This window comes from Mycobacterium sp. E3198, from assembly GCF_001667015.1.
In the GTDB taxonomy this organism is placed as follows: Bacteria; Actinomycetota; Actinomycetes; order Mycobacteriales; family Mycobacteriaceae; genus Mycobacterium.
Map to the genome: position 1 here is coordinate 109,021 of NZ_LZIS01000181.1, position 24,501 is coordinate 133,521.

Genomic DNA, 24,501 nt, shown 5'->3' on the forward strand with positions numbered 1-24,501 from the left:
GAGAACGGTCCGATCACCGGAAGTGCGCTTTGGTGATCTCGCCGTGGATCCCCACGGTGCGGTCGACCACTTGGGAGACCGAGAAGTCGGCGGCGGCCGCCAGATACGCGTATGCGGTCGCGCGATCCATGCCTTTGTCGAACTCGAGAAAGTCCAGCGCGTTGACGACCGCCCGGCGCATGGCCACGTTGAGGTCACTGATCTGCCCGTCGACGCTGCCGTCGGGGTCGGACAGCCCGATCGGCACCCACAAGTCGGCGGTCTCCGCGAAGGGGTAGCGGTACGCCACCGACGGGGCATCGCCGGATTTCGGCTTGCACACCGTGAGGCGGAATGTTCCGCGCAGGGATCCCTCCATCGCGGTGAGCGCGACTTCGCCGTTGCCCATCGCCAAGTGGGGGTCGCCCGCGTAGAACAGCGCGCCTTCGGCGAAGACCGGGAGGTAAAAGGTCGAACCCGGGCCGAGGAGCCTGATGTCGATGTTGCCCCCGCCCAGGGTGGGCGGAATCGAGTTCGCGCTTGCGGCGGTCAGTTCGGAGTCCTGAGAGAAGGCGACCCCCATGATGCCCATGAAGGGGTTGAGCGGGAACCGCACCGATGACTTGCCGTAGCGCATCACGCCGAGGCCGTTCTCAACCGCGGTGAACGTCGAGACATTGCCGTATTTCGTCGGGTCGGGAGTGGGTCGACCGTCTTGGCTTACCGGCGGCATGACCTCCGACAGGGTGATTCCCGCCGGTGCGCTCCCGTCCGCGCGCATCGCCAAGGCCCCCTTGCCATGCCGGTTGGAGACCACGCCATAGGGCACCCGCGGTGTCGCTTCCAGCGTTTCGATCTTGAGCACATCGCCGGCTTGGGCGCCTTCGACGAACACCGGCCCGGTGACCACATGGGGCCCATCTTTGTCGAAATTGCGTGGTGTGCGGCGGTATTCGGATGCGACGGCGATGGCATCGTCGAGAACGTTACCGCGCGGGACACCCTTCGATCCGAAGTACGCGACGGGATCGCGCCCCTGATCCTCGAGGATGCCCTCGTGCGAAACGCAGTCGATGGTGATCGTCTCGCCGGACCTCATCCGCAGCACCGGAGTGGAGTGGACGTTGGGGACGTAGCCCCAGAGCACCTGGTCGGGTGTCGATGACAGGTAGTGGTTGCCGGCGATCGTGCCCTGGCCGGGCTGTAGCACCTTGACGGCGCTCGAAAGCGCAGCAGCGGAATGGCTTTTGGCGCAGCTGGCGGCGACGCCGGCTACGCCGACGCCGGCGCTGACTGCCGCGACGGCTCGCACGAAGTCACGCCGGCCGACGCCTTCGACGACGGTGCTGCGCGCCATCCGTGCAAATGCTTCGTCCATTGACGGCCCCCTGGACTATCGATTCGATCACGTGCAACGGATCCTTACATCCGGTAGCGATGCGGATCTAACGCCAATTCGTGATGGGGGCCATCGGCATTAATGATGGCTTACGGCAGGGGTTTTGGCGCCAACGGGGCCTTGGAGGAGCCGATCCCGATCATTGTTTCAGACGAGTTAAGCGTCCGCTACGGGCATCGAAATTAGTTCCGCCGCTGCGCTTGGGCCGCCGAGGCTAATAACGGTGGCTCGCGATGGACGGTCCGCCGTGGCCGGCTTCGCCGTCGTCCGACACCAGAGCGGGGACCATCTCGCTCGTCACCAATCCCTCGTGGCGGGTGAGTTCGTCGACCACGTCGAAACATTCGGCGATGTTGGCCGGGGTGTCGATGACGGTGGTGACCACCGGGACGCGACGGCGTAGCGACAGCAGCGTGTCGCCGTGGGGCCGATGGTCTCCGTGGTAACCCCAGATACCGCGGATCACCGTGGCGCCGTCGGGTTTTTCCCGCTGACGAAGCCGTTGGACGAGCGCGCGGTGGATCGGCACACCGGCATGAAGCGCCGATTCGGACGTGTAGATCATCAACTTCTGCCACAGGGGCAGGCCATGTTCGTCGATCCCGGGCAAGGCATGCGGCCGTTCCAGTAGTTCGCCGTCGCGCTTGCACACCCGGACCCGTTCGAGCGTGAACATGGGCTGCCGCAGCAGCTCGCCCAGCTCCGGAAGCACCGCGCCGATGCGGTCCCCGGACCCGACGGCCACGACCATCATGGGGACGTTGGCATTGCGCCCGAAGAAGCGCGCGCGTTGCCGGTGTCCGTTTGTGACGCCGTCCACGCCCAGGAACACCGATGCGCCGGCAATGCGGCGACGGTGCAGCAGATCGCAGATGGCGATGTAGGCCGGCGCGCCGTTGACGCGCTCCTTGCGGCCGACGTAAATCGTCAACTTGACCGCTTCGCGCAGGTCCTCGGGCAGCACCAGCCCTCCGATGGCCTCGCGCAGCAGACGCGCACGCTCCAAGGTGAGCAGGCCACGCTGCTTGACCGCGAGCACCTGATCGAGCAGCGCCTCGATCTTCGTTTTGGTGTCGACCGCGATGATCGCGACGGGCGGATCCTCGGACAGCGTCAGGGACTCATCGGTTCGGAGGTAGCGCCCCGTACCGAACCCGCCGATGCCGCGCAGCACGATGCCGGCGGCGATTCGGTGCCGTCCGTACAGCCCGAGCAGCACATCGGAGACGAAGCCCTCGTCGGTTCGTCGCCGCTCGGCGAGATACGTGGTGAGCTTCAGACAATCTTCGTCCACGACCGCTCCTCAGGCGTACAACCCGCCAAAGCTTAACGGGGCCCCGGGCGCGGCCGGCGACGTGTGTCGGTGAATTCCCGCTCTGCGACGCGCACGCTGTCGCAGAGTGGGGACCAATTCCCCTGTCGGGGTCGCGCCGGGCATGGGTAATCTCATGTCTGCCTTGACAATTCGCGTCGAACCCGTTACGCCGACGTTAACACCGGGTGGACGCGAGGCCACCAAACGAGGAGTTTCTGTGCCCACCGAGCACCTGGCCGGCCGGCCGAGCGGGGCGCCTCCGGCCGAGGCGAGCACTCGACGACTGATCGGTTTGCTCGAAACCGTTGACGGGCTGTTGACCCGATTGGTGGAGGCGGAGCTCGCCTGGTCGGAATGGATATCCGCCGTGGCGCCCGAGAACCGGCCGAGTGCGCGCAACCTGGTGCATTATTGGGCGATTCGCCAGTTTGACCTGCGGGAACTTCAGACGAGCCTGGCCATGTTCGGGCTTTCGTCGTTGGGCCGCAGTGAATCGCATGTCCAGGCCACGCTTTCGGCGGTCCGCGCGGCCATCGCGGCCATCGCCGACGGAAGGTGGCAGCCGCCCGCACCGGCGGCGGTGCCGATCGAGCAGGGGGCTCAGATCTTGCGGCGCCACACCGTGGAGCTGCTGGGCTCCGAACCGCCGCATCGAGGCACCCGCATCATGGTCACGCTGCCGTCGGAGGCCGCGACCGATGCCGGCCTGGTCCGCGGGTTGGTGCGGCGCGGCATGGACATCGCGCGCATCAACTGCGCGCATGACGACCCACAGGCATGGCGTGCGATGGCGCACCATGTCCGCGAGGCGGCCGTCGACGCGGGCAAAACATGTTTGGTGGCAATGGATCTGGCCGGGCCGAAGCTACGGACCGGGCCGCTGGAACCGGGGCCGCGCGTCGTCAAACTGCGTCCGCGGCGAAACACGCTCGGTCAGGTCGTCAGCCCCGCGCGGGCATGGTTGACGTCGACCGAGGACCCGATGCGTCCGCCGGAAGCCGGCATGGCGGTGATCACGGTGCCGCGGCGGTGGCTGGCCGACCGCGCCGCCGGGGACGTGCTGATCTTGCGGGACGCCCGCGGATCCAGGCGCCGGCTGGCGCTCGAGGTGGTCGACGCGTGCGCCTGGGGCGGATTCCTGATGACCGCCCGCCAGACCACCTACCTGGAAACCGGAACCGTGCTGCGCGCCGACGGCGGCGGGGAACCGACCGAAGTCGGCCCGCTCCCCCAGACGGAACAAAGCTTGGTCTTGCGCGCCGGCGACCTCGTGCAGCTGACCCGCGACTGTTCGCCGGCCCCGGTCGGTGGGCGGCAATCCATTCCGCGGATCGGCTGCACCCTGGCCGAGGCGTTCGATCACGCCCAGCCCGGGGACGGGGTCCACTTCGACGACGGCAAGCTCGGTGGGCGCGTGCTGTCCGTCGACCGCGATGTCCTCACCGTGCGCATCGATCGCCCGGCGCAGGGGGAGGCTCGCCTGAAGGCGGGCAAGGGCGTCAACCTGCCCGACACCGACTTGCCGATCTCGGCGATCACCGACCGCGACGTCGCGGACCTTCCCGCGGTGGTCGAACTGGCGGACCTGGTCGACATGTCGTTCGTTCGCGCCCCGGCCGACGTCGAGCGGCTGCTGGGCGAGCTCGATCGGCTTGGCGGAGACCACTTGGGCGTGGTGCTCAAGATCGAAAACCGTTGCGCCTTCGAACACTTGCCGCAGCTGCTGCTGACCGCGATGCGCCGGCCACGGGCCGGGGTGATGATCGCGCGGGGCGATCTGGCCGTCGAGTGCGGCTATGAGCGAATGGCCGAGCTGCAGGAGGAAATCCTGTGGCTGTGCGAGGCCGCCCACCTGCCGGTGATCTGGGCGACCCAGGTGCTCGAGCAACTCGCCAAGACCGGGCGCCCGTCGCGGGCCGAGATCAGCGACGCGGCGATGAGCGAGCGGGCCGAGTGCGTGATGCTGAACAAGGGGCCCTATCTCAACGACGCGGTTACCCTGCTCGACGACATCATGCGCCGCATGGCGGAGCACTACTACAAGAAGAACGCGTTGTTGCGCCCGCTCCGGTCATGGTCGGCCGCGCGGTCCGAGGGCCCCGACGATGATCCGGGTGGTGCGTTCGGCGCGGCGTCGTGAGTATTGGTGGGGCTCAGACAGTATCGGGTACACCACGCCACCCACGATGGCGTCCGCCGCCGACTCCGCGGCCGCCGGGTCGACCCCGTCGGCGATGAGGCGAGCCCGGACGGTGTCATGCAGCGGCGCGCTGAACCCGGCGCGCAGCTTGGCGGCGGTGTCCTCGTGCTCCATGCCGGCGACGGTCAAGATCCGCAGCATCGCCATACCGCGAGCCGTGGTCAGGCTGGCGACGAGCCTGCCCACCCACCGCACCAGGTCGGCGGACACGTCATCGGTGTGATCGACCGACGCCAGGATCTTGTCGGCGTCCTCGAGCATGACGTCGGCGACGAGGGCGGGACGGCTGGGCCACCAGCGATAGATGGTCTGCTTTCCCACGCCCGCCCGGGCGGCGACCGCCTCGATGGTCAACCCGTCGAACCCGCGCTCCAGCAGCAGCTCACGCGTGGCGGTGACAATCGCCGTGCGCGATCTTTCGCTCCGGCGCCGCGGCGGGCTCGCCCGGGTGAGATCGCTTGGCATGTGGAGATCCTCACTGCGCATTGGCCGGCTTTACATATCCCGACTACCCCCGGTAGTCTGCCACAAGACGAGACGGTTCGTCTTGTAAGGAAAGGGTAGCGGTCTTCGATGGCGTGTCGTCTCAGCCGCGCGGGCTCGCCGCTATGACGCTAGGACTGAGCCCCGAGCAGCAGGCTCTCAGCGACGCCGTCGTCCAGTTCGCCAATCGGTACGCCCCGATCGCCGAAACCCGCGACAGCTTCGACGCACTGGCGTCGGGAAGGCTCCCGGCCTGGTGGGATGCCCTGGTCGCCAACGGCTTTCACGCGGTACACCTGCCGGAGCGCCTCGGCGGGCAGGGTGGACGGCTGATCGACGCGGCATGTGTACTCGAAGCGGCGGGCAAGACACTGTTGCCGGGCCCACTGCTGCCCACGGTGACGGCGGGAGCCGTCGCGCTGCTGGCCGATCCGACGCCGACCGCCGAATCCCTGTTGCGCGACCTCGCATCCGGGTTGCCCGCGGCGGTCGTCCTTCCCGACGGCGGCAACTTTCGTGCGCGGGCCGACGGCCGGGGATGGGTGCTCAGCGGCGAATCGGACGTCACCGCGGGCGTGTGTTCGGCGCGGGTGATCCTGGTGGCGGCCCGAACCAACGGCGGAGCGCTCGCCTGGGTCTTGGTGGACACCGAAAAGCCGACGGCGACGGTCGAATCCGTACCCGGAACCGACCTGGTCACCGATGTCGGCGTCCTGCGGCTGAGCGACTATCGCCCCGATTCGCCGGAGCTGACCGGGATCGACGCCGACCGCGCGCAGTCCGTCGCCGTGGGGTTGGTGGCCGGCACGACGGCCGGCATCGCGCAGTGGTGCGTCGAAGCGGTCACCGCGCACCTGCGCACGCGGGAACAGTTCGGCAAGGTCATCGGGACCTTCCAGGCGCTGCAGCACAGCGCGGCGATGCTCTTGGTCAACAGCGAGTTGGCGACCGCGGCGGCCTGGGATGCGGTGCACGCCGCCGACGAGCCGCCCGACCAGCACCGACTTGCCGCGGCCGGGGCCGCGGTGATCGCGGTCTCGCCGATCCCGGACCTGGTGCTCGATGCCCTGACGATGCTCGGCGCCATCGGTTTCACCTGGGAACACGACGTGCATCTCTACTGGCGGCGGGCCATCAGCCTGGCGGGATCGATCGGCCCGGCCAATCGTTGGGCCCGACGGCTGGGCGGACTGACCCGCACCCGGCAACGCGACATGTCGGTCAATCTGGGCGACGCCGAGCCGGACTTCCGGTCCTGGGTCGCCGAGACGCTGGATGCGGCAATGCAGTTGCGCAACGACACCCCGGCCCCGCACGGCGATTACCCCGACCAGGCCTCCGGGCCGCAGCGGACGCTGATCGCCGACGCCGGTCTGATGGCACCGCACTGGCCGGCGCCATGGGGCGTCGATGCGGGTCCGCTCAAGCAGCTCATCATCGACGAGGAGTTCGCCAAACGACCCGGGCTGGTCCGGCCTTCGCTCAACATCGCGGAGTGGATCCTGCCCTCGGTGCTGGCCGCGGCGCCAAAAGAGTTGCAGGAACGGCTGATTCCGCCCACCCAACGCGGCGATATCCACTGGTGCCAGCTGTTCAGCGAACCGGGAGCCGGCTCGGACCTCGCGTCGCTGGCCACCAGGGCGACCAAGGTCGACGGCGGCTGGCGAATCAACGGGCACAAGATCTGGACGTCGCTGGCGCAGTACGCCGACCTGGGCGCGCTGCTGGCGCGCACGGACCCCGAAGCCAGCAAGCACCGTGGCATCGGCTACTTCATCATCGATATGCGCTCGCCCGGCATCGAAGTGCAGCCCATCAAGACGGCGACCGGTCAGGCGCACTTCAACGAGGTCTTCCTCAACGACGTTTTCGTCCCCGACGAGATGCTGCTGGGCGGTCCCACCGACGGCTGGCGCCTCGCGATCGCCACGATGGCCGAAGAGCGCTCGGCCATCAGCGGATACGTCAAGCTCGACCGGGCCGTCGCGCTCCGCCGGCTCGCCGCCCAGCCCGGGCCGGATCGCGACGACGCGCTGCGTGAACTCGGCGAACTCGACGCCTACACGAACGCCATCCGGGCGCTCGGCGTCCGGGAAACCATCCGGCTGCTCGACGGCCAGGCGTCGGGCCCGGCGTCGAGCATCGCCAAGGTCGCGATGAACGTGTTGCTGCGGCGTACCTTCGAGGCCACGCTGCAGTTGACCGGCCAGGTGGCGATGGTGAACGACGCCGACGCCGCGGTCGTGGAACCTTACCTGCATCTCCCGGCCGAGCTGATCGGCGGCGGGACGAGGGAGATCCAGCTGAACATCATCGCGCAGATGATCCTCGGACTACCCCGAAAGTAGGACACCGCATGGGATTACGTGGAGAGGCCGCGATCCTCGGCTACGTCGAGCTGCCGCCCGAGCGGCTGGCCAAGGCTTCGCCCGCACCGTTCGTGCTCGAACAGTGGGCCGAGCTGGCCGCGGCCGCGCTCGAGGACGCCGGAGTGCCGGGTGAAGCGGTCAACGGAATCGCGGCATCGCACCTGGCCGAGTCGGAGATCTTCGTGCCCTCGACCATCGCCGAATACCTCGGGGTGGGAGCGAGATTCGCCGAGATGGTGGACCTCGGGGGCGCCAGCGCGGCGGCCATGGTGTGGCGAGCGGCCGCCGCGGTCGAACTCGGCATCTGCGACGCCGTGCTGTGTGCGCTGCCCGCGCGCTACATCACGCCGTCGTCGAAGAAGAAACCGCGCAAACTCGTGGACGCGATGTTCTTCGGCTCGTCGAGCAACCAATACGGCTCGCCGCAGGCGGAATTCGAGATCCCGTACGGCAACCTGGGGCAAAACGGCCCCTACGGTCAGGTGGCCCAGCGCTACGCGGCGGTCTACGGCTACGACGAGCGGGCGATGGCCAAGATCGTCGTCGACCAGCGGGTCAACGCCAACCACACCGACGGCGCGATCTGGAGGGACAAGCCGCTCACGATCGAGGACGTGCTGGCCAGCCCGGTGATCGCCGACCCGCTGCACATGCTGGAGATCGTCATGCCCTGCGTCGGGGGCGCGGCGGTCGTCGTAGCCAACGCCGACCTGGCGCGCCGGTCGCGCAATCGACCGGTGTGGATCAAGGGATTTGGCGAGCACGTCCCGTTCAAGACGCCGACCTACGCCGAGGATCTCTTGCACACCCCGATCGCCGAGGCCGCCGACACCGCGTTCGCGATGACCGATCTGATCCGGGACCAGATGGACATGGTGTCGATCTATGACTGCTACACCATCACCGTGCTGCTGTCGCTGGAGGACGCCGGGTTCTGCGAGAAGGGCAAAGGCATGGACTTCGTTGCCAACCACGACCTGACCTTCCGCGGCGACTTCCCGCTGAACACCGCCGGCGGGCAGCTGGGCTTCGGCCAGGCCGGATTGGCGGGCGGCATGCACCACGTGTGCGACGCGACCCGCCAGATCATGGGGCGCGCCGGCGCGGCCCAGGTCGCCGACTGCAACCTCGCCTTCGTGTCCGGCAACGGCGGCATCCTGTCCGAGCAGACAACGCTGATCCTGCAGGGGGACTGATCATGGACTTCGAGCGGCCCATGCCCGTCAAAACGCCTACCACTGCGCCGTTTTGGGATGCGCTGGCAGGGCACCGCATCGTCATCCAGTACTCGCCGTCGTCGCAGAGCTATGTGTTCTATCCGCGGGTGCGCGCGCCGCGGACGCTGGCCGACGACCTTCAGTGGCGGCAGATATCCGGCATGGGAACGCTGTACTCGTTCACCGTGGCCCGCCGCCCCGTCGGCCCGCACTTCGCCGACGCCGTTCCGCAGCTGCTGGCCATCGTCGAATGGGACGAAGGCCCACGGTTTTCCACCGAGATGGTCAACGTCGAGCCGGAAGACCTGAGGGTGGGGATGCGGGTGCGGCCGGTGTTCTGCGACTACCCCGAGCACGACGTCACGATGCTGCGGTACGAGCCGGCCGACGGGGCCTGACTGCGACGCTTCGGTTCAGCTACTCAGTCGATTTCGCATCCAAGCGACACCGCCGCTGATGTCGTACGGGGAGTAGTGGGGATTGGGCTGGTCGCCCAGGAACGCCACGCCGCTGACGATGGCCATCACGATCCCCAAGACCTCGTCGACCGGCTGCCCGAACAGGATGGCGATCTGTGCGGCGAGGGAGAACGGGTTGGAGAAGAAGTCGGAGCGCGCCACGGCCTGGTACACGGCGGCCTTCACCTCGCTCGATTTGTCGTCGATGTTCTCGGCGAAGATGTCGCCCTCGCGGTAAACGTCAACCCAGAAATCGGGCTTGCCCGGGCAGCCGGGTAGCCCGAACCGCCGGATCGGGTCGAGCCCATGGCTACCGGCCTGGGTGATCCAGGGCCGGGCCCAGTCCGCGATGCTGTCCGTCTGGCGACCCGGATTCCCGTAGGCCAGCACGCCTTTGAGGTCCGGCGTTCGCCAGTCGAGCGGCTTACCGGGCGCCAGGTAGTCGAAGTAGAAGTCGCAGATGACGATGCCGCCCTGGGAGAACCCGCCGAGGGACCAGGGCGTGCCCTTCGGGAAGGGGACGAGGTTGTCCATGACCTCGGAGCCGACGAGCCGCGCCAACTCGTTGACACCGCTCGCGTTGTCGAACGGGATCGGGCCGTTGTTGTAACCGATCGGCTGGTGGTGACAGAGTCCTTCGGCCTCGAGCCGCGCGCCGGTGTCGGCGACCGGACCGGCGAACATGTTCGAACTATGCCCTTCGACAGTGAACATGATGGGCCGCAGGCCGGGGGCCGGTGGCACGTATCCGACGCGGGCCGCCGTGGTGGCGTCGAATTCTCCCGATTGCGGCAGTCCGAGGCGGCGCTGCATTTCCTTGACCGCGGCGACTTCGTCGTTGCCGTAGTTGCCATCTTCGGGCGGCGCGTAGGCGCGGTATTCGCGCTTGAACCAGGCCTGCCAGTATTCGATTTCCGGGCCGTGTGACCCGCGTTGGTAGGGGAGCGGCATTTCGGTGAACCTCCTTGAGGGGCGGTCAATTTCTCAGCGGCAGCGTCATCGCTTCTTTGCGGACGCTTTTCGCGCCGGCGCCTTTTTGGCCGCCGCGGCCGGCCTCGACGCCGCCCCGTTGCCGGTGGGAGGAATCACGATGCGGGGAGCCGCCTTCTTGTTGGTCGGCCGGGGTGCCTGGGCGAGTAGGACATCCAGGGCCGGCTTGTAGGCGGCCAGGTAGTCCACGATTGTCAGGTTGCCGAGCTGCGGCCAGCCGTGCCCGTAGCCGTCCGAGCCGACCGGCCCCGCCAGCTGCTCGTAGATGAGCCGCTGGTAGTCCGCCGGCACCGTAGGCACCACGAGCGGCGAGGGTGTGACCGGTGCCGCGTCGCCCACCCCCAGCACCGAGGCCAACTGGGATGGCGAGAGGCCGTCGGCGCTGTTCATGTCGCAGTTGCCGAAGGGTGGCGCCCCCTCGGGGAGGCCGGCCCCGTAACCTTGGCCGTCGGTGTATTGGTGCGCGACCTTGAATACGGCCGGGTCGTTGGGATTTGAGCCGTAGCCGGCGACGATCATCGGCACGTGCTCGGGCCTGGTCTGCCACATCTGGCGCATGTCGTTGAGGTTGCAGTACCCGATCACGCGGCGCGCGTCGCCGAGCCACTTGGCCAGCGCGTAGTACATGCCGTTGACGGCGGCGCTTTGGTCGCAGTTCGGGTTACCGTCTCCGCACTCCACGTCGATCATGGCGACCATCTTGGCGTGGGGGCCGCCGTTGGAGTTGATCTGATCCTGGAAGGTCGCCAGCGTTGCCTGCCAGTCGGGCCGCCAGTAGGCGTAGACGATGAAGCCCTCGAGCCTGCCGTCGTCGGCGGCTTGCTTGCACCAGCCGTAGTTCCGGGCGAAGTTGTTGTCGCGGTGCGTCCCGTCGTTGGCCCGGATGGACAGCCAGCGATAGTGCCAGTCGGTGCCGTCCTCGTTGTACGTGGCGTCGGTGTAGGCGTCGGTCACCGGCACCTGGTGCTCGGACACGTCGGCGAACAGCGTGTCACGCGGCTCGCCTTGCGGCGCGGGACCGGTTCCGCTGGGCTGGTGCGGAATTGGTGTGCCGTCTTCGACGATGGGGCCGGGCACGAACCACCAGTCGTTGGCGTAGGGGTTGTCCACCGCCATCGCCTGGTCGCGCAGCACGGTGCCGTTGTCGCCGTTGGTTTCCACGCGCAGATCGCCGATTTGGCACCACATGTGCGAGTTCATTCCGCCGCCGGGGCCGTGGTGCAGGGCAATCTTGATCGCGGCGTCGGCCGGGAACGCGCTGGGGTTCGCTACCTGGACGGTGTGGAACGGGCCGTCGAGCGGATTGGCTTGGCCGCCGTGCGACGGCGCCCGCCAGCTCTCCGTGCAGAGGCCGTGGCGGGACCACTCCATGGCGGTGCCGTTGATGCCACCGTCGAGTTCGTCGACGACGCAGCCCGAGCAGTCGGTGCCCTTCCGGCGGTTGAAGGGGTCCCAGTTGCCGCCGTAGTCGTACGGGTTACCCGCGCGGTCGATGGCGATCTGCTGTCCGAAGGAAATGGTCTTGCGTGGCACCGGCATTGGTCGGCCCTCCTTTGCAGTGTGTGTCGTTGGGGCCCGGTTTCAAGCGGTTGCCTGGGCGAGCAGCGCGTCGGCCTGCTCGCGCCGGCGCCGGGTGCGGGCGAACTTTCCCGACTTCATTTCCTTGCGCCACCCGGGAAATGCGTCGCCGAATTTTTGACGCTCGGCCCCGGCGGCCTCGTAGACGACGTAGCCGCCTTTGAGGATGCTGAATGGGGCGTGCAGCTTGCCCAGCTTGTCGTATTGGGCGGTCGCGTGATTGGACAGCGGGTCGAACCACGCCGGGGTCACGAAGTTGGACACCGACACACCGTCGACCGCGTAGGTCGGGGCCTCGACCGGGTCGCACACCTCGAAGCTGTAGGCCTTGCCGCGCCCGTCGTTGGCCCACAAATTGCAGTTGGGGTCGATGAACATCTCGAGCACCTCGTGTGACAGGACGCTGGAGACGCTCCAGTCGCCCTTCGTCGCCATCCCGCCATTGTCGAGTTCCGGCTTGGCCGCGACCACGCCCCAGAGCTTCCCGCCCCGGTCCTCGGTGTGGTAACCGAGCACGCCGTCGGGCTGGTCGTTGATGGTGTCGACGAGCGTGATGCCGTGCGCCGCCGGGGGCACGTCTTTGGCGTTGCTGTAGAAGATCACCGCCGCCGCGGCCCGATCCCACAGCGGGGCAACGTCCATCCGGATTTGCCTCGCGATCGCCTGGGTCATGATCGCGGCGTCCGCATTGGATACGAGTTTCGACTGGTTGAGAATCGCGATGAGCATGTCGGGCTCCCGTCGAGGCTGATGTGGGTGCGAATGTGCCACTCCCATCAATTCGGCGCATGAGTAGTCGACTACGTCATCGCGTAGGCAAGGAGTTCTCGTCGGACGCCGCACGGCAAGTAGCCGACTACGCTATGGCGGCCAGGCCCGCGGGAGTGAACTCGAGGCGATTCTGTCGCCCGACCCGTTCACCCTGGGGAGGAATCCATGTCCACACCGCCGAACGCCGGCCCGACGCCGCCCGCTCCCAACGTCCGTGGCGATGCGTGGAACGGCTTTGAGTCGGGACTTCCGAAGTCGTGGAGGTCGGCCTCGCCCTGGAGGCAAACGGTCCAGCGCCGCCGGATCATGCTGCTGGACGACCTGGCCCGCCTCGAGCTGAAGAACCGGCCCGAACAGGAGCAGCGCGCCTTCCTGATCGACAACCTCCTGTCCGACGCCAATATCGCGTCGCAGGCCAAAGTCGGCATCCGAAAGTGGTGGTGGGGCACCGAGATCGAGCGTGCCTGGGCACGGTTGAACGAGGTCGAGGAGCGCACGGTCGATCTGCTACCCGACACGGAACTGCCCGCCCGCGCCAGCGAAGCCTTGGGGTACGCGAGCGCACACTTAGACGGTGGTGACCAGAGGCAGCAGCATCTGCAAGCATTGCTTGCGGATCCGTCCCATCTCAACACCGCGGATCTGCGCCCATCCATCGTCGGTGTTTTGCGCACTGCGCACGAGAGCTCCGATCGCAGCAACCAAGAGGCGCGGTTTCTGCGGAACCGGTTGATCCTCGCGTCCGGGGTCTGCCTCTTTTTCGCCGCCCTGACCCTGTTGACCCAGCGGCTGTTCCGCGACAATCACTTCCTCACCTTGCCCGACGACACCTTCAAGGATTCGCCGTGGCAGTACCTCCTCCTGGTGATGTTCTTCGGGTCCGTCGGTGCGCTGTTCACCGCGATCCCGGCCATGTCCAATGTGCCGTTGGACCACAGTCCCTTCAATCTGCCGCTCCAGCAGGGTTTATTGAAGTTGGTCCTCGGCCCGCTGGTCGCCGTCGTCGGGCTCTTGATCCTGGACGCCGATGTGCTGCATGTCGGATCGTCGAACACGTTGATCGGCAGCCTGCTCCTCGCGACCGTATTCGGGGCGGGTCAGCACGCGGTCACCAGGTATGTCGATCAGCGTGCCAGCGAGATCCTCACGGCGGAAGCGGGTCCGACGAAGAGTAGTTCCGCGAAGAAGCGTTAGGTCAAATCAGCGCAATTGCTCCGTCGGCACCCCGTAGCGGTCCTGATAGCGGCCGACCCGGTCGCGGACCTCGGCGGCATCCAGTCCGGTGTCCGACCATGTGTAGCGGCTGCCCCCGCCGTCCCCGGGGTGGGCGGCCAGGAAGTCCCGCATCTTTTGTGCTGTCTCGGGTTTCAGCTCGCGACCCAGCTTCCGGTAGATGTCGTCGATTGTGGTCCACGGGTCGTTCATGAAATCGGTGAACAGCACGTCGATGACCCGGCCGGCGGGAATGGCGCCGGCATCGCGCAGCGCCATTTCGCGGTCCAGGCCGACGACGATCTCCTCATAGGACTGGGCCGCGCACTCGGCGATGTTCGACTCGTCGCTGCCCATCCGGCGCAGGTGGTGGGTGAGCGCGGCGATCGACGAGATGACGTTGAGCGGATCGCGGTGCGTCTGCACGATCAACGCGTCGGGGTACTGCGCGAGGAGGTCGTCGAGGTGCCACAGGTGCGCCGGCGATTTCAGCAGCCACTGCCCGGGAACCCCGGATTGCAAGTGCTGCAGGAAGATTCGGTGGAAACGGTACGCGCCGGCATGGTCCGCCTCGTGCAGCAGCCAGCGGTAATAGCCCGGTAGGCGGTACTGCACCGAAAAGATCATGCTGGTGAACTCGCTCGCGGTGATGCGCACGCACTCCTGCCCGACGAGGGCGCCCATCGGGTGGAATGCCAAGAAGCCGGGGATGATCTGTTCGGACATCTCGATGCTGGCCTGCGTCTGCGCGATGCGCGGATCGGTGTGGTAGGTCTCGGGCTGCGGGACCGGGCACGGCGCGTCGACCTCCCACGTCAGCGGCGCGCGCAGGTCGGGGTCCTGGGCGAGCAGGTCGTAGAGGATCGTGGTGCCGGTGCGGGGCTGGCCGACGATGAAGATCGGCGCGGTGATCGGGTTGCCGGCGATCTCGGGATGCTCTTTGCGCCAGGCGATCACGCCGAGCCGATTCTTCAGCGCGCGCATGACGTCCAGGTAGGCGATCTCCACGCCGATCGGCGAGAGCCGCGCCTCGTTGACCAGCCCGTCGGTGAGCCGCTGCAGGCCCGGTTGCCACCCGTCCGCGCCGAAGTCGTCGCTTCCGGCCTCCTCGCAGGCGGCGGCGATGAGCCGCTCCGGGACGAACCGCTCCTGCAGGGTCATCGCCCGCCCGATCCGTCGCGGACCGACACCGAAACGTCGGGTGCGCTGGGGTTGTCCAGCCAGCGCACCACGACGAATCCGCGATGGCGCCCGCCGGTGTCGAGCCAATGGCCAAAGCCGAAGTCCTGCTCGGAGATTGCGATCCGCACCCGCCCGTCCGCGTCGGGTCGCACCGCGCGATTGGTCACCGAGCTGTGCCGGCGGCGCGGCTCCAGGCACTCGTGCCAGACGCTTTCCAGCGTGACGTTCCAGTAGCGAGTGTCGGGCGGCGCGATGTCGAGCACCAGGGCTTGGCCGGGATCGAGCCGGAAAGTCCCCATCATGTACAGGTTGTCCGGCGTGGTGTCGGCGGCACCCAGATCGGCGGCCTCGGCGGTCAGCAGCGTATTGGGTTGCTGCAAGAGCTCGGGCTTGATGGTGCGGTGCATCGTCGTGAGCTTCATCAGCGACCACGCCATCGCGGTGAACTGATCGGCGAGCTCGTCGTCGGTCAGCGGGACCACGGGGTCGGGGTCCAGCGCGTCGATGCGCAGCGTGGCCAACGTTTCCGTGGCGGGGTCGCCGATGTATTCCCGGACGACGACGGACGATGCGTCATCGGGAATTTTCACCCACCGGGCGCCGCCCAGATCGGCGGGTTCCTCCGCCGACAGCACCAGCGCAAACTCGTCGCCGCTCAGCTCGGTGTCGCTGACGTAGTTCGCCATCCGGCGCGGGGTCAGGCCGGTGCCGGCGAGGATCTGAAATCCGAGGTAGGCACTGGTGCCCCGGGTGCCGGTGATCCGGTAGCGCCGGTCGCCGCGAATCATCGCAAGGTAATAGTTGCCGTCGGGGTTGGGGCCGCCGATCATCCTTGTCGGAGAACACATGTCGAAGAACGACGGTCGGTCGGGGTCGGCCTCGACGGACAGCTGCGAGCACAGCGACGAGACGCGGGCGATGACACGCAGCCCTTCGAGGAGTTCGCGCTCGGATTCGGCGTCCTCCATCACGATCTTGGTGACGTCGGCGATCATCTGCTGGAAGAACTGCCACGCGGCGCGCGCCTTCAGGGCGACCTCGGTTTCGGACATAGCCATATGCATAGACGATGCGCCGGCCTCGGGGCGCCGATTCTCCGGAATATCGGGAGGCGTGGGGGCGGGTGAGGCGTGCCCAGTGTGCGCCCTAAGTACGTGATCGCCCACCAATCCGTACATAGGCCTCACACTCGGCGACTCAAAGCCAGATGGACTAATAGTCGCTCACATTCGGCGCAATCCGGGACCGACCTCCGCGCCGCCATCCTCTCTTCGCGCCGATGTGCAAGCATTTGTCCACCTAGGGATGAGGGGCGGCGCCGTTGACAGTGTGACAGGAATCATTGTCTACTAGTCAGCTGTAGCGGGACGCGAGGAGCGCGGCAATGCATAAGGACGACCTGATCCTGATCAGCGTGGACGACCACATCGCCGAACCCGCCGACATGTTCGACGCGCATGTGCCGGCCAAGTACCGCGACCTCGCGCCCCGGGTGGTCGTCGAGCCCGACGGGGTCCAGCAGTGGTATTACGGCGACGTTCGCGGACGGAACATGGGCCTCAACGCCGTTGCCGGAAAGCCGCGCGAGATGTACAACATCGACGCCTCGCGCTACGACGAGATGCGGCCGGGCTGCTTCAACGTCGACGAGCGGGTGCGCGACATGAACGCCGGCGGGCAGCTGGCGGGCCTGAACTTCCCCAACTTCACCGGCTTTTCGGGGCAGGTCCTCAACCAGGGGCCCGATCGCGACGTCAACCTGGTGATGATCAAGGCGTACAACGACTGGCACGTCGACGAGTGGTGCGCGTCCTACCCCGGTCGGTTCATCCCCTGCGGCATCCTGCCGCTGTTCGATGTGGCCGAGGCGGCCAGGGAGGTCAAGCGCCTGGCCGACAAGGGTTGCCACGCGGTGACGTTCTCGGAGAATCCGGAAGCGTTGCAAATGCCCAGCATTCACACCCAGTATTGGTATCCGTTGTTCGAAGCGGTGTGCGAGAACAAGACCGTGCTGTGCACCCACGTCGGGTCCGCGTCGCGATCCCCGCAGGTGTCGAGCGACGCGCCCCCCAGCGTGCAGATGACGGCGTCGTCGATGATGAGCATGTTCACCTTCACCGAGCTGATCTGGGCCGAATTCTGGGCCGACTTCCCGCAACTGAAGTTCTCGCTCACCGAGGGCGACGTCGGATGGATTCCGTATTTCCTGTGGCGCGCCGAACACGTCTACAACCGGCACTCGGGCTGGACGCTCGCGAAGTTCCCGCCCGGCTACAGCGGGCCCGCGGACGTGTTCAAGCGGCACTTCTACACCTGCTTCATCAGCGACAAGGTCGGCGTCAAGAACATGGACTGGTTCAACGAGGACATGCTGTGCTGGGAGTCCGACTTCCCGCATTCCGACAGCAATTGGCCGTTCGCGCCCGAGGACGTCATCGAGACCATGGGTCACCTCGACGACTCGGTCATCAACAAGATCACCCACGAAAACGCCATGGCCGCATACTCCTTCGATCCGTTCCGCTATCTCACGAAGGAGCACGCCCGCGCCGGCGCCCTGCGCGCGCAGGCCACCGACGTCGACGTCGTCACCCATGTCGGCCGGCGCGCCAGCCAGCGTGACCGCGACGCGTGGACCCGCATGACGCAGTTCGCGCTGCAGGCGCAGGTGACCGCGGAGGCCACCGGTATCAGCGGACGCGCCACCACCCTGGGCAACTGAGCGTGGCCGTCCGGGCACCGTTTGCCGACTGGCGGGTGCTGGAGCTGTCCAACGGCATCGCGGCGTCGTACTGCGGCAAGATGTTCGTCGACGCGGGTGCCGAAGTCGTGAAAATCGAGTCGCCGCAGGGCGATTCGGTGCGTATCTGGTCGGCGCGCCCCGGCGGGCCCGCGGGGGCGCTATTCGGCTACCTGGCCGCGGGCAAGAAGTCGGTGAACGACGACGCCGAGACCGCGGCGCTGCTGGCGGGCGCCGACCTCGTGCTCACCGACCTGACCGACGGCTGGACCGTCGACGCCATCACGGCGCACACCGGCGCCGCGGCCGTCGTCGTGGCCGTGACGCCGTTCGGCATGACGGGTCCCTACGTCGAGGACCAGGTCGTCGCCAACGAGTTCATCCTGCAAGCGTTGTGCGGCTCGATCGCGAGCCGCGGCTGGCCGGGTGACGAGCCGGTGCAGGCCGGCGGGCGGCTGGGCGAGTGGCTGGCGGGCACCTTCGCCGCGGCGGTCGCCGCCGCGACGGGCCGCCACGCCGCCCGCAGCGGGCGGGGCGAGGTCGTCGACGTCTCGACGTACGAGGCGATGGTCATCGCCATGGGTGGGCTCTCCACGATGTCGGCCAGCGTGCTCGGCGCGGATTCCCTGCTGTACCAACGCAGCCTGGAGTTGCCTTCGATCGTCCCCACCGCCGACGGCATGGTCGGGTTCTGCACGATCACCGCGCAGCAGTTCCAGGACTTCCTGATCATGATCGATCGCGCCGACCTGGTGGACGACGCCGAACTGGCCTCGTTCGCCGGGCGCGTGGAGCGCCGCGACGAGTTCCTCAGCATGGTCACCGGATGGACCCAGTCCCGCACCACGCGGGAGATCATCGACATCGCGGTGGCGTTCCGAATCCCGGTGGCGCCCATCGCCACGCCGGCGTCGTTGCGCACCGTCGACCACTTCGTGCAGCGCGGCGTCTTCGTCGAATCGGAGGTCGGGGTGCTGCAGCCACGCGTGCCGTACCGCAGCGAGGCGATGATCACCCGGCCACCCGGTGCCCCGCCGCGACCCGGCGCCGACAACGGCCGCGTTGACTGGCTGCCCCGCCCGCAGCGCCCTGGCGAGTCCGGCGCAGATGCGCTTCCGTTGTCCGACATACGAATCACCGACCTCACCGCGTTCTGGGCCGGACCCGTCGCCACCCAGTTGCTCGGCTCCCTGGGCGCCGACGTGATCAAGCTCGAGGGTGTCCGCCGGCCCGACGGGATGAGGTTCTCCGCCGGCCGCCCGCCCGATTGGGACCAGTGGTGGGAGTGGGGCCCGGTTTTTTTGTGCAGCAACAACAACAAGCGCGGCGTCAGCCTCGAGCTCAGCACCGAGTCCGGACGCGCCATCGCGTTGGAGCTGATGGCGGCAAGCGACCTGGTCATCGAGAACTTCTCGCCGCGGGTGATGGAGAACTTCGGATTGACCTGGGACGCTGTGGCTTCGGCCAATCCGCGCGCCATCATGGTCCGGATGCCCGCGTTCGGGCTGGACGGCCCGTGGCGCGACCGGGTCGGGTTCGCGCAGACGATGGAGCAGGCGACCGGCATGGCGTGGACGACCGGGCATGCCGACGGCCCGCCGGTGATTCCGCGCGGGGTGTGCGACCCGATCGCGGGGCTGCACGCCGCATTCGCCGCCATCGCCGCGCTGGCGATCCGCGACCGGGACGGGGCCGGGCTGCACGTCGAGTCCACCATGGTGGAGGCGGCGCTGAACGTGGCCGCCGAGATGCTGGTGGAGTACTCGCGCAACGGAATCGAGCTGCGGCGCGAGGGAAACCGGGGCCCCGGGGCGGCCCCCCAGGGCGTCTATCCGTGTCCGGGTGAGGACGAATGGGTCGCGCTGGCCGCGACCGACGACGCCGCGCGGGCGTCGTTGGCGCGGCTCATCGAACGACCCGAGCTCGACCCGCACGAGGCCGCGTGGCGGGAACGCGCCGACGAGGTCGACAAGCTGATCTCCGATTGGACCGCACGCCACCCGGTGGCCGAGGCGGTGGCGGCGCTGCGCGGCGCCGGGTTGGCGGCCGCGCCTGTCACCGCGCCGGCGGACCTGCTGAGCGACCCGCAGCTGCTCGCGCGCGGCTTCTGGGAAACCGTCGACCACCCGGTCGCCGGTTCCTTCCTGTGCACGGGAATGCCCTTCACGTTCGTCGGGAGGCCCCGGCGCTGGATCCGGCGGGTGCCGCCGTTGTACGGGCAGCACACCGACGAAGTGCTGACGGGCGTTCTCGGGCGCAGCCAACAGGACCTGCTCGACTTGCGCGCAGCGGGGGCCAGCAGCGCGCGGCCGGCGGGATTGTGAGGTGGCGGTGACGCTGTGCGTGCCGCCGCGGGCCGGCGAGCTGTGCGCACCGGTCCGGTTCCTGGTGCGGCAGGACTCCGTGGTGATGCAGCTGACCGCCCGGCACCGGATCACCGGTGTCGAATGGGACGCGAGCGAACGCGCCGTCGCCATGCTCGTCGAGATCACCGACCCGCAAACCGCCAGGCCCATCGACGTGCGCATCGACGTGGTCGAGGCGGGCGCGCCGCCCCGGCGCGCGCGGGCCACGAAGATCGGAACCATCACGCGCGACGGGCGAGAATTCGACGTCGTCGGCACCTACCTGGGAGTTGTCGCGGATGAGAACTAGCCCCACCAAGCGAACCGCCGCGATCGTCGGGGTGCACAACACCCGGCAGGGCCGCCGGCTGGATGGCGAAACCTCACGGGGCCTGGCGCTCAAGGCCGTTCAGGGCGCCCTGGACGACGCCGGCTTGACCCTCGACGACGTCGACGGCATCAGCGCGAGCCCGCATTCCACGTCGTTGATCTACGACCTGCGTCTCGGCCCGGCGTGGCAGGGCCTCGCCTTCGGGGTCGGGATGATCACCGAGGCCGTGACCGCGATCGAGCATGGCATGGCCGACGTCGTCGTCCTGGTCGCCGCGCAGGCGGGAGAATACCGCGACCACGAGGCCACGGCGCCATGGACACGGCCCGAGAACGAATTCGTCGCGCCCTGGGGGATGTTCACCACCGCCGAGTTCGCGCTCATTGCCCGGCGCCACATGCACGTCTACGGCACGACGCGTGAACAACTGTCGATCGCCGCGGCGACCATTCGCAACAACGGGTCGAAAAACCCCGAAGCCATTTACTACCAACGGGGTCCGTTCACGCCGGAGGACATCACCGCGTCGCGACCCATCGCGGACCCCTTTCACCTCCTCGATTGCGCCACCACCTCCGAGGGCGGGTGCGCGTTGGTGATCGCGAACCTGGACACGGTCGATGTCACCGGCCGGCCGATCTATGTGTTGGGCAGCGGTGCGGACTTTCACGGACCGTCGTATCAGCATCCGCCCGCCTGGGACCTCGCCGGGCGGCGCGGCGATCTGGTGAACGGCGTCGTCGGCCGGCAAGCTGCCGACCGCGCGTTCCGCCACGCCGGGCTGCGGCGCGACGACGTCGACGTGTTGGAGCTCTACGACCCGTTCTCTTTCGAAATCATCCGCCAGTTAGAGGCTTTCGGCTTCTGCGCCGACGGCGAGGGCGGACCGTTCGTCGCCGACGGCCACATCGCCATCGACGGCAGCCACCCGGTGACCACCGACGGAGGAACCATGTCCTTCAGCCACGCGGGTTCCAACCCGCAGATGATGCAGCGGGCCATCCGCGCCGTCCAGCAGCTGCGCGGTCAGGCCGGCGACCTGCAGGTGCCCGACGCGCATATTGCGTTGTGCAGCAACGGCGGAGCGGGAGCGCTGTTCACCACGGTGCTGATCCTGGGAGACGAACCGCGATGACCACCGACGCGTTGCGACCCCAGAGCGGCCCCGTGCCGCATGCCAGCAGCCACCTCAGCCTTCCGTTCTGGCAGGGCTGCCGAGCCGGGGAGTTGCGCTACCAACGCTGCGCGGCCTGCGGTGCGGCGAACTTCCCGCCGAGCGAGCACTGTCGCCAATGCCTTTCGGCCGATTTACGGTGGGAGCGCAGCGGCGGCCTCGGCGAGATATACAGCTGGACCGTGGTGCATCGCCCGGTCACCGCGGAGTTCGCACCGCCGTACGCGCCCGCGATCGTCACCCTGGACGAGGGCTACCAAATGTTGACCAACATTGTCGGCATGGCCCCCGCCGATCTGGCGATCGGCCTGCGGGTGCAGGTGCAATTCCATCAAGTCGGCCCCGAGGTGACGCTGCCGTATTTCACCGGGCTGCCATGAGCCCGGCGCGCACCAGCAACGGCCTGCCGGTGACGGCCTACCTGGTGCTGGGCGTGCTGGCGGCCAACGACGAACAACTCACCGCCGGCGAGATCAAGATGCGCGCCGAACTGTCGGTAGGCCACTTCTATTGGTCGCCGTCGGTGAGCCACGTTCGGCGCGAACTGAATCGGTTGCTGGCGCGAGGGATGGTCAGCGAGATCGGGGCCCAATCGGGCAAGCGCGCGATCACGCTGTACCAGACCACCGACGCGGGCCTGGACGCGCTGCGTCGGTGGGTCCAGCATTTTCCGGGCCAGGACCAGGTGGTGATCAAACACCCCGTCATCCTGCGCGCCTGGCTCGCCCGCGGCGAGGACCCGGAACGCGTGATCGACACGCTGGACCGCCATCTCGAGACGACCCGGGCCCGCCTGGACGAGGCCCTGTGGTCGCGGCAACGCTCCCGCGACCTCGGCATCATCGATGATCCGGACCAACGCTTCTCGTTCGCGGTGCTCGACTACGCCATCCGTGGCCTGTACGCCGAGATCTCGAACATCTCCCAGCTGCGCGACGAAATCGCCAGCGGGACAAGCCGAGATCCCGTCAAACGGGTGCGACGGGCGAAGGGGCAGATCCGCCGCCGGGCACACCGGGAGCCGGGCTAGCGGCGCCCCGATAGGCCGTGCCGCGCGCCTCGCGCTTCCACAGGACTTCGCCCTCGCCCACGGCCGTTCCCTGCGCGATCAGCTGGCGCTTGAGCACCTTATGGGTGGCGGTGCTGGGCAGGTCGGCCGCGATGCGGACGTAGCGCGGCCAGGCCTTCGGCGACAGATCCGGCTGTGCGGCGAGGAACGCTTCGAGCGCCTCGGGCTGGAGCTCGGCGCCGTCGTTGAGGACCAGTGCGGCCATCACCTGGTCGCCCACCCGCTCGTCGGGGACGGCGTACACCGCGACGCGGTTGACGGCGGGGTGCCGCAACAGGATCCGCTCGATGGGCGCCGCCGCCAGGTTCTCGCCGTCGACCCGCATCCAGTCGGCGGTGCGCCCGGCCAGGTAGATCCAGCCCTCGGCGTCCCGGTAGGCGAGGTCGCCGGACCAGTACATGCCGTGGCGCATCCGTTCGGCGTTGGCTTCGGGATCGTTGTAGTAGCCGGTGAAAAACCCCGATCCCGTCGTGTTGACCAACTCGCCGACCGCCTCGTCGGCATTGACGAGCGCGCCGGTGGCGTCGAAGCGCGCGACCGCGCATTCGGTGACGGTTTCGCTGTTGTACACCGCGACCCCGTCGGCCCCCCGACCGATCGAACCCTTCGGCGTGCCGGGTTCGCGGATCACGATGACCGCGTTCTCCGTCGAGCCGAATCCGTCCTCGACCTGAACCCCGAACCGGCGCGCGAACTCCTCAATGTCCTTGTCGTTGGCCTCATTCCCGAACGCCACCCGCAGGGGGTTGTCGGCGTCGTCGTCGCGCTCGGCGGTGGCGAGGATGTAGGCGAGCGGCTTGCCGACGTAGTTCATATAGGTGGCGCCGTACCGGCGGATGTCGTCGAGGAAGTTGCTGGCCGAGAATTTTGCCGGCACGATCGCGGCACCGGAGACCACCGCGGGCGCCCATCCGGCCACGACGGCGTTGGAGTGAAACAGCGGCATGGACACGTAGCAGGTGTCCTGGTGCGACAGCGCGAAGCGCTGGACCAAGTTGATACCGGCGAACGTCGCCATCAGGTGGGATACCTGGACCGCCTTGGGATTTCCGCTCGTTCCCGAGGTGAAGATCATCATGAACGCGTCCATCGCTGTGACCTCGCGGTGCGGCACCAGCTCGCCCGCGCCGCCGAGGAACTCCGCCCATTGCGGCGTGGAAGTGTCGAGGATCTGCGTTCCCCCCAGATCCAAACCGTCCAGCAGCGGCCGGTGTTCGGCGTCGGTCACCAGGAACTGGCAGTGCGCGCGCCGGACGTCCGCGGCCAGTGCCTCGCCGCGCCGCGTGATGTTCAGCCCGCACAGCACGTAGCCGCCCAGCCCGGCCGCCGCCATCTGGGCCAGCATCTCGGGCGTGTTGCCCAGCAGGGCGCCGACGTGCAGCGGCCGTTGCTTGTCGGCGGCGGCGATGAAAGCCGCGGCGCGGGCGGCCGATTCCGCCAGGTATTGACGCCAAGTCCATTGCAGGGTGCCGTGTTTGACGGCGACGGCCGGGTCGGACAGACGCTTGCGCAGCAGCGCCTGAATCGTGTCGTCAGCCATCGGATCGGTCCACCTCCACTACGAGACGAGACGGTCCGTCTTATCGTAGCGGGCGGCTCCGCGCGCGGTTCCGGCGGACCGCCGGCGGGACACCGCCTTGTGTTGTGGCAGTTTTCATGCCCATTTTGCCGAGGGTTTCCCAGCCGGGA

Annotated in this window: 20 protein-coding genes; 11 read left to right on the top strand and 9 right to left on the bottom strand. The window is 67.9% G+C overall.

Annotated features, from left to right (window positions below; genetic code table 11):
• Positions 1–13: 13 nt before the first annotated feature.
• Positions 14–1,357 (bottom strand): acetamidase/formamidase family protein, encoded by a 1,344-nt coding sequence (locus A5673_RS20180; RefSeq protein WP_068236367.1) that lies wholly within the window; start codon positions 1,355–1,357, stop codon positions 14–16.
• A 235-nt stretch (positions 1,358–1,592) separates the two neighbouring features.
• Positions 1,593–2,672, bottom strand: coding sequence for a DUF190 domain-containing protein (locus A5673_RS20185; protein ID WP_068236369.1), 1,080 nt, complete (start codon positions 2,670–2,672; stop codon positions 1,593–1,595).
• 304 nt (positions 2,673–2,976) lie between these two features.
• Here A5673_RS20185 and A5673_RS20190 point away from each other — a divergent pair, with 304 nt between their 5' ends.
• Positions 2,977–4,833, top strand: a complete 1,857-nt coding sequence (locus A5673_RS20190; protein WP_068236509.1) for a pyruvate kinase — start codon at positions 2,977–2,979, stop codon at positions 4,831–4,833.
• Here the strand turns inward: A5673_RS20190 and A5673_RS20195 are convergent.
• Entirely contained in the window at positions 4,765–5,358 is a 594-nt protein-coding gene (locus A5673_RS20195) for a TetR/AcrR family transcriptional regulator (protein WP_068236372.1), read from the bottom strand. The genes A5673_RS20190 and A5673_RS20195 overlap by 69 nt on opposite strands.
• A 143-nt stretch (positions 5,359–5,501) precedes the next feature.
• Between A5673_RS20195 and A5673_RS20200 the strand changes: the two genes are divergently transcribed.
• Genes A5673_RS20200 through A5673_RS20210 form a run of 3 tightly spaced genes read left to right on the top strand, consistent with a single transcriptional unit; the run spans position 5,502 to position 9,360 of the window.
• Entirely contained in the window at positions 5,502–7,724 is a 2,223-nt protein-coding gene (locus A5673_RS20200; RefSeq protein ID WP_068236375.1) for an acyl-CoA dehydrogenase, read from the top strand.
• Positions 7,725–7,732: 8 nt separating this feature from the next.
• Complete coding sequence (locus A5673_RS20205) at positions 7,733–8,941, top strand: thiolase family protein (protein WP_068236379.1); 1,209 nt, start codon at positions 7,733–7,735, stop codon at positions 8,939–8,941.
• Positions 8,941–9,360, top strand: a complete 420-nt coding sequence (locus A5673_RS20210) for a Zn-ribbon domain-containing OB-fold protein (protein WP_156748420.1) — start codon at positions 8,941–8,943, stop codon at positions 9,358–9,360. Before A5673_RS20205 ends, A5673_RS20210 begins: the two co-directional genes overlap by 1 nt.
• Positions 9,361–9,375: 15 nt before the next feature.
• Here the strand turns inward: A5673_RS20210 and A5673_RS20215 are convergent, their stop codons facing one another.
• The 3 genes from A5673_RS20215 to A5673_RS20225 are packed head-to-tail and all read right to left on the bottom strand — an operon-like array spanning position 9,376 to position 12,717.
• Positions 9,376–10,371: a peptidoglycan-binding domain-containing protein gene (locus A5673_RS20215; RefSeq protein WP_082958850.1), complete on the bottom strand. Its 996-nt coding sequence runs from the start codon at positions 10,369–10,371 to the stop codon at positions 9,376–9,378.
• A 45-nt stretch (positions 10,372–10,416) separates the two neighbouring features.
• Complete coding sequence (locus A5673_RS30115; protein ID WP_068236385.1) at positions 10,417–11,949, bottom strand: hypothetical protein; 1,533 nt, start codon at positions 11,947–11,949, stop codon at positions 10,417–10,419.
• A 42-nt stretch (positions 11,950–11,991) separates the two neighbouring features.
• Positions 11,992–12,717, bottom strand: coding sequence for a hypothetical protein (locus A5673_RS20225; protein WP_068236388.1), 726 nt, complete (start codon positions 12,715–12,717; stop codon positions 11,992–11,994).
• Positions 12,718–12,924: 207 nt separating this feature from the next.
• Between A5673_RS20225 and A5673_RS20230 the strand changes: the two genes are divergently transcribed.
• The gene (locus tag A5673_RS20230; RefSeq protein ID WP_156748412.1) at positions 12,925–13,953 is read left to right on the top strand and encodes a hypothetical protein; all 1,029 of its coding nucleotides are present in this window, start codon (positions 12,925–12,927) and stop codon (positions 13,951–13,953) included.
• 6 nt (positions 13,954–13,959) lie between these two features.
• Here the strand turns inward: A5673_RS20230 and A5673_RS20235 are convergent, their stop codons facing one another.
• Positions 13,960–15,132 (bottom strand): sulfotransferase, encoded by a 1,173-nt coding sequence (locus A5673_RS20235; RefSeq protein ID WP_068236395.1) that lies wholly within the window; start codon positions 15,130–15,132, stop codon positions 13,960–13,962.
• A complete protein-coding gene (locus tag A5673_RS20240) occupies positions 15,129–16,205 on the bottom strand; it encodes a DUF1214 domain-containing protein (protein ID WP_068236398.1) in 1,077 nt (358 codons plus the stop codon). Before A5673_RS20240 ends, A5673_RS20235 begins: the two co-directional genes overlap by 4 nt.
• Positions 16,206–16,537: 332 nt before the next feature.
• Between A5673_RS20240 and A5673_RS20245 the strand changes: the two genes are divergently transcribed.
• From A5673_RS20245 to A5673_RS20270, 6 genes are read left to right on the top strand one after another with little or no spacing between them, the layout of a single operon-like run.
• A complete protein-coding gene (locus tag A5673_RS20245) occupies positions 16,538–17,875 on the top strand; it encodes an amidohydrolase family protein (RefSeq protein WP_068236401.1) in 1,338 nt (445 codons plus the stop codon).
• Between the two features lie 2 nt (positions 17,876–17,877).
• A complete protein-coding gene (locus A5673_RS20250; protein ID WP_068236404.1) occupies positions 17,878–20,217 on the top strand; it encodes a CoA transferase in 2,340 nt (779 codons plus the stop codon).
• A 1-nt stretch (position 20,218) separates the two neighbouring features.
• Positions 20,219–20,548 (top strand): hypothetical protein, encoded by a 330-nt coding sequence (locus tag A5673_RS20255; protein ID WP_068236407.1) that lies wholly within the window; start codon positions 20,219–20,221, stop codon positions 20,546–20,548.
• On the top strand, positions 20,538–21,704 hold the full coding sequence (locus A5673_RS20260; protein WP_068236410.1) for a thiolase family protein: 1,167 nt from the start codon (positions 20,538–20,540) through the stop codon (positions 21,702–21,704). The genes A5673_RS20255 and A5673_RS20260 overlap by 11 nt, the downstream gene beginning before the upstream one ends.
• Positions 21,701–22,123, top strand: coding sequence for a Zn-ribbon domain-containing OB-fold protein (locus A5673_RS20265; protein WP_068236413.1), 423 nt, complete (start codon positions 21,701–21,703; stop codon positions 22,121–22,123). Before A5673_RS20260 ends, A5673_RS20265 begins: the two co-directional genes overlap by 4 nt.
• Positions 22,120–22,773, top strand: coding sequence for a PadR family transcriptional regulator (locus A5673_RS20270; protein WP_068236416.1), 654 nt, complete (start codon positions 22,120–22,122; stop codon positions 22,771–22,773). Before A5673_RS20265 ends, A5673_RS20270 begins: the two co-directional genes overlap by 4 nt.
• Here the strand turns inward: A5673_RS20270 and fadD1 are convergent.
• Complete coding sequence (fadD1, locus tag A5673_RS20275) at positions 22,712–24,352, bottom strand: fatty-acid--CoA ligase FadD1 (RefSeq protein WP_068236419.1); 1,641 nt, start codon at positions 24,350–24,352, stop codon at positions 22,712–22,714. The two genes, A5673_RS20270 and fadD1, sit on opposite strands and share 62 nt — an antisense overlap.
• Positions 24,353–24,501 lie beyond the last annotated feature (149 nt).